This window comes from Tetzosporium hominis, from assembly GCF_002265435.1.
Lineage (GTDB): Bacteria > Bacillota > Bacilli > Bacillales_A > Planococcaceae > Chryseomicrobium > Chryseomicrobium hominis.
Map to the genome: position 1 here is coordinate 1 of NZ_NOKQ01000237.1, position 6,774 is coordinate 6,774.

9 protein-coding genes are annotated in these 6,774 nt (G+C 40.1%); 2 read left to right on the top strand and 7 right to left on the bottom strand.

Annotated elements, in window-relative coordinates:
- Window positions 1-130 precede the first annotated feature (130 nt).
- The 7 genes from CF394_RS15830 to CF394_RS11435 all read right to left on the bottom strand — a co-directional run bounded on the left by CF394_RS15830 (window position 131) and on the right by CF394_RS11435 (window position 4,813).
- On the bottom strand, window positions 131-298 hold the full coding sequence (locus tag CF394_RS15830; protein ID WP_165767548.1) for a DUF5348 domain-containing protein: 168 nt from the start codon (window positions 296-298) through the stop codon (window positions 131-133).
- Window positions 295-1,095 (bottom strand): ExeA family protein, encoded by an 801-nt coding sequence (locus CF394_RS11410; RefSeq protein ID WP_094943787.1) that lies wholly within the window; start codon window positions 1,093-1,095, stop codon window positions 295-297. The genes CF394_RS15830 and CF394_RS11410 overlap by 4 nt, the downstream gene beginning before the upstream one ends.
- Entirely contained in the window at window positions 1,088-2,446 is a 1,359-nt protein-coding gene (locus CF394_RS11415; protein WP_094943789.1) for a DDE-type integrase/transposase/recombinase, read from the bottom strand. The genes CF394_RS11410 and CF394_RS11415 overlap by 8 nt, the downstream gene beginning before the upstream one ends.
- Entirely contained in the window at window positions 2,424-2,996 is a 573-nt protein-coding gene (locus CF394_RS11420) for a DUF6431 domain-containing protein (RefSeq protein ID WP_279327661.1), read from the bottom strand. The genes CF394_RS11415 and CF394_RS11420 overlap by 23 nt, the downstream gene beginning before the upstream one ends.
- Window positions 2,997-3,190: 194 nt before the next feature.
- Window positions 3,191-3,712, bottom strand: coding sequence for a PIN domain-containing protein (locus CF394_RS11425; protein ID WP_094943790.1), 522 nt, complete (start codon window positions 3,710-3,712; stop codon window positions 3,191-3,193).
- Window positions 3,705-4,457, bottom strand: a complete 753-nt coding sequence (locus tag CF394_RS11430) for an ImmA/IrrE family metallo-endopeptidase (protein ID WP_094943792.1) — start codon at window positions 4,455-4,457, stop codon at window positions 3,705-3,707. Before CF394_RS11430 ends, CF394_RS11425 begins: the two co-directional genes overlap by 8 nt.
- A gap of 20 nt (window positions 4,458-4,477) precedes the next feature.
- Window positions 4,478-4,813: a helix-turn-helix domain-containing protein gene (locus CF394_RS11435; protein ID WP_094943794.1), complete on the bottom strand. Its 336-nt coding sequence runs from the start codon at window positions 4,811-4,813 to the stop codon at window positions 4,478-4,480.
- Between the two features lie 563 nt (window positions 4,814-5,376).
- On the opposite strand from CF394_RS11435, the gene CF394_RS11440 reads away from it, so the two are divergent.
- Entirely contained in the window at window positions 5,377-5,877 is a 501-nt protein-coding gene (locus tag CF394_RS11440; protein ID WP_094943797.1) for a GNAT family N-acetyltransferase, read from the top strand.
- Between the two features lie 98 nt (window positions 5,878-5,975).
- Complete coding sequence (locus tag CF394_RS11445; RefSeq protein WP_094943795.1) at window positions 5,976-6,575, top strand: VanZ family protein; 600 nt, start codon at window positions 5,976-5,978, stop codon at window positions 6,573-6,575.
- Window positions 6,576-6,774 lie beyond the last annotated feature (199 nt).

A 6,774-nucleotide genomic window follows, 5' to 3' on the forward strand; every position in this document is an offset into this window, starting at 1 on the left:
TGTACCTCCCTGAATATTGTTAGCCCAATATCAGAGAGTTTAATTGTATGGAGAGATGCTGACAAGTGGCTTTTCTTATTTTCACAGCCTCTTACGAGGCTGCATAAATTAACTGCCAAACACTACATTTTTATACTGCCATAAACACTAGACGACACGAGAGCACCTTCCCGTACCCAAGGTACAACTCGAACCATTCTCCGCATCGCATCCTGTAACCTGTCTCGTCATCCCAGACGACCACCCAACAGTCGAGACTTTCTTCATAACGCATCTTCTTCCAACGGCTCTTCTTCATGCCAGTTCACCTTCGATCACCTTCTTGACCATACGGTCGTCGATGATGCGGGAGCCATTCTGTGCTGCGAACAGAAGACAATGTGTCGCCAACTTGTTGATCAATCGGGATGCGCCACTCGAGTAACTGAAGATCTCATCGATTGCCAGGTCACTGAAGATATCTCGCTCGACACCTGCATAGCGCAGATGTTTGTTCATGTATTGTTCGGTCTCCGACCGATCAAGGTGGTCGAGCTTGAACTGGATGTCGATACGCTGACGGATTGCCGCAAAGGACTGTAACTGTAGGCGGTCCCATAGTTCCGTCTGACCGACCATGATCAATGCCATCGGACTTTGCGCATCCATACGAAAGTTCAATAGAAAGCGCACCTCTTCTAACATCTCACGGTCGAGTAGATGTGCTTCGTCCACGACGACGACGGGCGTCAACTTATGGATGCCTTTCATCAGTTCGATCTCGCGGTGTAATTGCCGTTTCGAGTCACCTCGATAGAACTTCGCTTCAAGTCCTAACTGTTCTAACATCCCCTTGTAAAAATGACGGGGTGTCAGTTTACTGTCGGAAAGATAGAGGAGTTTGAAACGCGACGGGTCCAACTGATCTGTGAACCGGCGGATCGCTGTCGTCTTTCCGAGTCCACATTCTCCGGTCATCACCGCAAACAGTTGACGTTCTGCGGCGTAGTTTAGTCGTCCGATGATCTCTTCTAGCTGAGTAGATTCATAGAGTTCAGTTGTCGGGATGCTACGCGAGAAAGGGGTATGGCGCATCTCAAAGAAGGATTCAAACATGTTCTGATCCTCCTTTTCCGATATTTCGGAAGCTGACTGCTGGAACAGTAGGGGTCATGGCAGCTGCCCGTCGCTCTTTGTTCTTTCTCTGTGCACCTTTTAGAAGTCTTGAAGAACCGGCAGGTTCCTTCGTCATCTTTTCTGGAAGGGATGGACGCCTTCCGGTCCGCTCGGTTATCACCAATCGTTTTGCCTTCCAGCTATCATATCCTGGGTAATCTACGATCAATTCATCGGTGTCCTGTGGATCATAGGTGATCTCGACCTTACAGCCCACGAAGTTTATTCCGACCTCATATTTCTCATCCTGGAAACTGATGCAACCGGCTTTATCGACCTTTCGGCTCTCTGAATGCAGAAAGGCATGCGCAAGGTCTTCAGCCGATATGTGACGGATCGGTGTACCTTCTTTGCGATAGGCCTCGAGCGGCGTCGTGTTCTCACCTAACGCCTGATGTGGCTTATGGATATAGCGCTCTTCCAACCAGACCTCCAGCCACTTGTTCAGTTCATCGGTGGTCTGTGGACTTTCGAGCTTCACCTCTTGTAGGAACTCCTCAAATGTTCGATTGAAACGTTCTACCTTCCCAGTCGATTCAGGCGAGTAGGGACGGGCATAGAGGAGACGTATCCCTAATTTGGAACAGGTCCTTGCCATCCATTTCGTGCGATATTGTTTGCCGTTGTCAAAGTACACACTCTCTGGCACACCATGCTTTCGGACAGATTCGCGAAACGCATCTTCAACACACCGTGCGTCAAGCATCTCATAGAACGAGACGTGCAATGGGAACCGTGTCGCATCATCGAGGAAGGCCACCATATAGACCTGTCTCTTCGTGCCGTTTGGTCCGATCGGCAGGTACGGTCCGTATTTGATGTCAGAATGCCACAAGGCATTTCGACTGCGCTTTTGAAAACGACGGACAGCACCAGATGTCTCATGATACAACTTCATCTGGCGCGCACTATAACCACGCTTGGCTAGCCGTTCCTGCAATGTAGAGCGCCTCAATGTACCTTTTTCTACGACTCCATCCCATTCTAATATCTGGATGATGGAGGCGATGCTCCTGCTCGGCACCTCACGTCGCAATAAGATGGCCTGCTCGAGCACCAGGTCCTGTGACTCTACTGGGATTGATCGATATTGCTTCTGTTTCAGCCCCTCGAACCCTTCAGTCTTGAATTGTGAGAGATAGCGCCGGATGGTGCGTTCAGAAAGTCCATGATGTGACGCGACCTGCTTGAGGAGCCTTCCTCGTTCCTGTTGATCTAGTTCTTCATTCAATAGTGGCGCGATCATCTGAAACCGATTTGTTGCCTTCTCATCTGCTTTTGTTCTTCCCATTCTCCACACTCCTTCTAGTCGATAATTGAAGTGTAGTCGATGGGAGGATGGACAAAAACGCAGAACGGGTATGTATCCAAAAATGACGGTTCGCAACCGGATGGACAATCTTTCCCAGCCAACCAGGTGCTGAACCGAACCATTGTCCGACTCGCTTATGTACAGGCAATAGCCGACTGGACAGGTCGGCTATCGAGGCCTCATTCTTCTGAAATTGAATAAGTATGGATTGTAGGATGAACAGCCAGTAGTCGATCAACTCATCGAACCACTTTCTCCAGCGATACAGAGTCGATTCATCTACCGCCACCGTCAGGTGGGAGCTCTGGAAGATCGTCTCTTCAAGTACGGATGCAGCGTAACGTTTATAGGGGATCATCAGGTCAGGGAGCTCATGATGAATCTTCTCACACTGTTTACAACGCAACCTTCTGACCACAAATGTTCTTGCACTACCTGTCTCATCTTTCAACTTACGCTCTCTCGAACCAATGACCTTGTACTCCAGATGCTCGCAACAGGGACAAGGGACCTTTTCTGCACATTTAATAAAAAACGCTTTTCTCGGCGCATTTGACTATGCTATAATCAGAGACAACAATCATATTGTTTGAGGGACGTCTTCCGTCGCGCCACTGGTAATGGCCGACATCATGGGAGGCGTCTTTTCCTTTCTTCAGGTTTGTTAAGGACATTATATCCGTCAATTCCTGGACAAACAATACCGTCAACAAATTGACGTTTTTAATCAGCATTTACATTTTGACTATAGTAATCATGAAAGGAGCAATCTGGTAATTTTCTACGTTTACTCTTCATAGTTGTCCAAATTTGTTCGGCTTCAGCTAATGTCAGCTCTGAATCATCTACTAATTCACATAAAATTATTCCAGTAGTTTTTATAACAATGTTTTCCTCTTCACAAATACTAGCAATGTCTGAAAGATTATTGCTACCAATGTATTGTCCAGAGTAAAATTTTGCATAAGTTATACAAGCTGCTTCTCCTACACCCATTACTTCAGTTAAATTCTCAAAATATGTAATTTGTTCAAGATTAGTAATATCTAAATCTGTAAATACAAAACTCTTTTCATGAACTAAAAATCGTTCATAAAGGTGCGGAACTTTGGGATTTTGCAGTTCATCAAGTACAGCTTCTAATACAATATTTTCGAAATCTGAATATTTTTTTACTAAAATTTCAAGCTTGTTTATCCATAGAAAAGCACTTAATGCATCTGTATCCCAAATGATACTATTCATCGATATATTCCTCCTCAAATTCATAAGGAGTATTGATGATTCCTAAAGAGGTAATATTATTCAAGAGCTCATCATATTTTTTTTCAGTTATTTTTTCTTCAGTATATAGTTTTTCAACTAATTCTTTGTAATCTGAATACAGACGAGTTTCTTTGGATGAGTGGTAAAGGTCAGGCTGATAACCATATCTTTGTGCAGTTGATCGAATTCTGACTGCGAAAAAATATCGTGCTAATTCAGTTGATATTAAATTTAAATCTTGTAATCTACGAACCATAGCCATATGACTAACCTTAAAAATATTTTCAAGGTGAAGTAACACGCTAATATCTATTTCACCATCATTATTTTGTAAAACCTCTGCTAAAATTGATTTAATACCATTTTCAGGCATTAAAAAATAGGTTGCAAATAAATCAGCACTTAACTCGGACTTATTTGTATGATCAAATTTTGCGACGTTACAAATTTGAGTGGTAAGATCTTTGTCATATTTGAAATGATAATATTCATGTGCCTTAGTGAAATTCTGATGACCTTTAGTTTTATTGGTATTAATAATAACCATACATTCATTGTCATGTTTCATAAAAACACCTGAGATGTCGTCACTTAATGGTTTTTCAAGCAAATGAATATTATTTCTTTCATATAAGGCATCTAAATCTATTGATTGTAGTTCACTAAAATGATTTGCTGATCGTTCAATATCAGCTAAATTTTTAATTTTCTCATTTAAGTCCATAGTTTACTTTAGCACCTACTTTATAAGGTTTTTAATTTGTTAAATGTTACAAGTAGCTTTTTAGCATTTATAATTACTTTAAGATCATCATCATTAATTTCTTCATTTGCTCGAAATGCTAAAGATACTTGATTAATCTCTTTATCTTCAGCAACTGTTAATAATTCAACGATTTTGCAGTCATAAATGCTCGCAAATTTTTGCAATAATGAAGTATTAACTGATCTATGACCATTCTCAAAAAATGAAACTTGTTCTCTTTTAAGGCCTAATAATGTTGCAACTTGTTGTTGTGTTAAATTCATTTCTTCACGTTTACGTTTTAAATTGTGACCAATTAGTTCATTGGTAATCATTTTAAATGCCCCCCATTAAATTGGAAATTTTTTATAAATTTTATGGAGCAAAATCCCTTAGTAAGAGTGTAACATGTTCTTATTTAAATGTGTAACAAATAAGTTACGTTATATCTTATGTTTAATCTAATTAACGAAATTATACTTCGATTTTTTGAGTAAATTGCTTCTCAACATTTCAAGTAGATTGTTATTAGGGGCAACATCATCAGTAAAAATACTTGTAGTGAAAGCACAGTAGAATAAATAAACAGAAAGATAGACTAAGAATTAATACCTTAGCCAAACAGGTTGTAACTAATAGAGTTTTTTATATTTGACAGTATATCAAACGGAGCATCTATTAATATTTTTTACTAGAAAAATAATGCAATGGAAAATATAGATGTATTAGACTACTCACTAAAAATGTTTGATCCTAGTAACTATTATGATTTATTTAGGTCATTTTTTGTATCCGGAGTGAACGGAGTAAGTAATTTGAATCGTTTAGTATACGGGCCTCTCTTCAGGTAGCTCAAATAATAAGTAGTACATGATAAAGGAGGGTGAAGGTGACCAAGATGGATCAGAACATCAACGCAATCTTTGAATCAGATAGATGCTATACAAGACGTTTTGCGGAAAGCGATCTAGATGCTTTCACCGAATATCGCAATAATGCGGAATGGATGAAATACCAATCGTTTAAAGGATTATCGCTAGAAGAATATAAAGAGATTCTATTGCAGGAAACTGCCCTGGAAAGCGGAGTGCAATATGCGGTCGTCAGAAAAGCCGATCAAGCATTGCTAGGGGATGTCTTCATTAGAAAGGAAGATGAGATTTTCTGGATCGGCTATACCATCAGCCCGTCTTGCAAAAGACAAGGGTACGCGTATGAAATCACCCAGGCAATGATTTCGTGGATCCAGCAGCAAGGCGACTATAAGATTATGGCCGGAGTGGCGCCGGAAAATCATGCGTCTGTTCAGTTGCTAGAGAAGCTTGGGTTTACACAGGTTGATGAGGAAAACGGAGAGTTAGTTTTTCTCATCTTCAATAAAAGCCTAAGAAAACCTTAAGAATTGTCCTACCTGTTTCTTCAGATTTCAATGGAATAATAAATGTATTAGCTTAATTGCAGATACGGCATTGATCTGAAGAAGAGGAGTGGATTGGCATGACAACAGAAGAATCGTGGTCATTTATGAAGACGATTGAAGCAGGTTATATTCTAGGACCATTATTTATTGTGTATTTACTAGTAGTACTACTGAAATTGAAAAAACAGAGTAGGAACTATAGTATGTTTCAATACATCACGCTAATTTCTCTAGGTATCTATATACTTTCTGTGGTTGCATTAACAACATTCCCGATTGAAATAAATTTGGGGATGTATAAGAATCAGAGTCCTTGGTATAGCCGCATTAATCCGATTCCGATTCTGACAATTGATATGGCGACTTTTATTTTGAATATCATTATGTTGGTTCCATTTGGGGTCTACCAATGGTTAGTAGTGAAGCAGAACAAGCTTTCTTGGGAACTTGTAGCAGTAAGGAGTTTTTTGTTCAGTCTAACTATAGAGGTACTACAGTTGTTGCTGTATATCACGTTGAATAGTGGAAGAAGCGTAGACATAAATGACTTAATTGCGAATACGCTCGGAGGAATTTTAGGATACTACGCGATAAGATTTGTATCGAAAAATACGTATTTCAAAGATTTAATTGATCAGTTTAAAGTGTCTTTGAAAAGCCTGATTATCACCAATTAACTTCATAACTCTCAGCTTTTATGGTCTTAATTCTTGCACTTTTTTTGCTAAATTAGCAATCCATGAAGTGGAAGAAGCCAAGGTTGCCTTTTGAGGTAACCTTTTTTTAATAGAATTTAGTACACTAGTGTCGCATTAAAATGGGTAGGTCTTGTCCGATAAGCGGAATTGTCTGTAAATTTATTTAAACGTAAGCCTT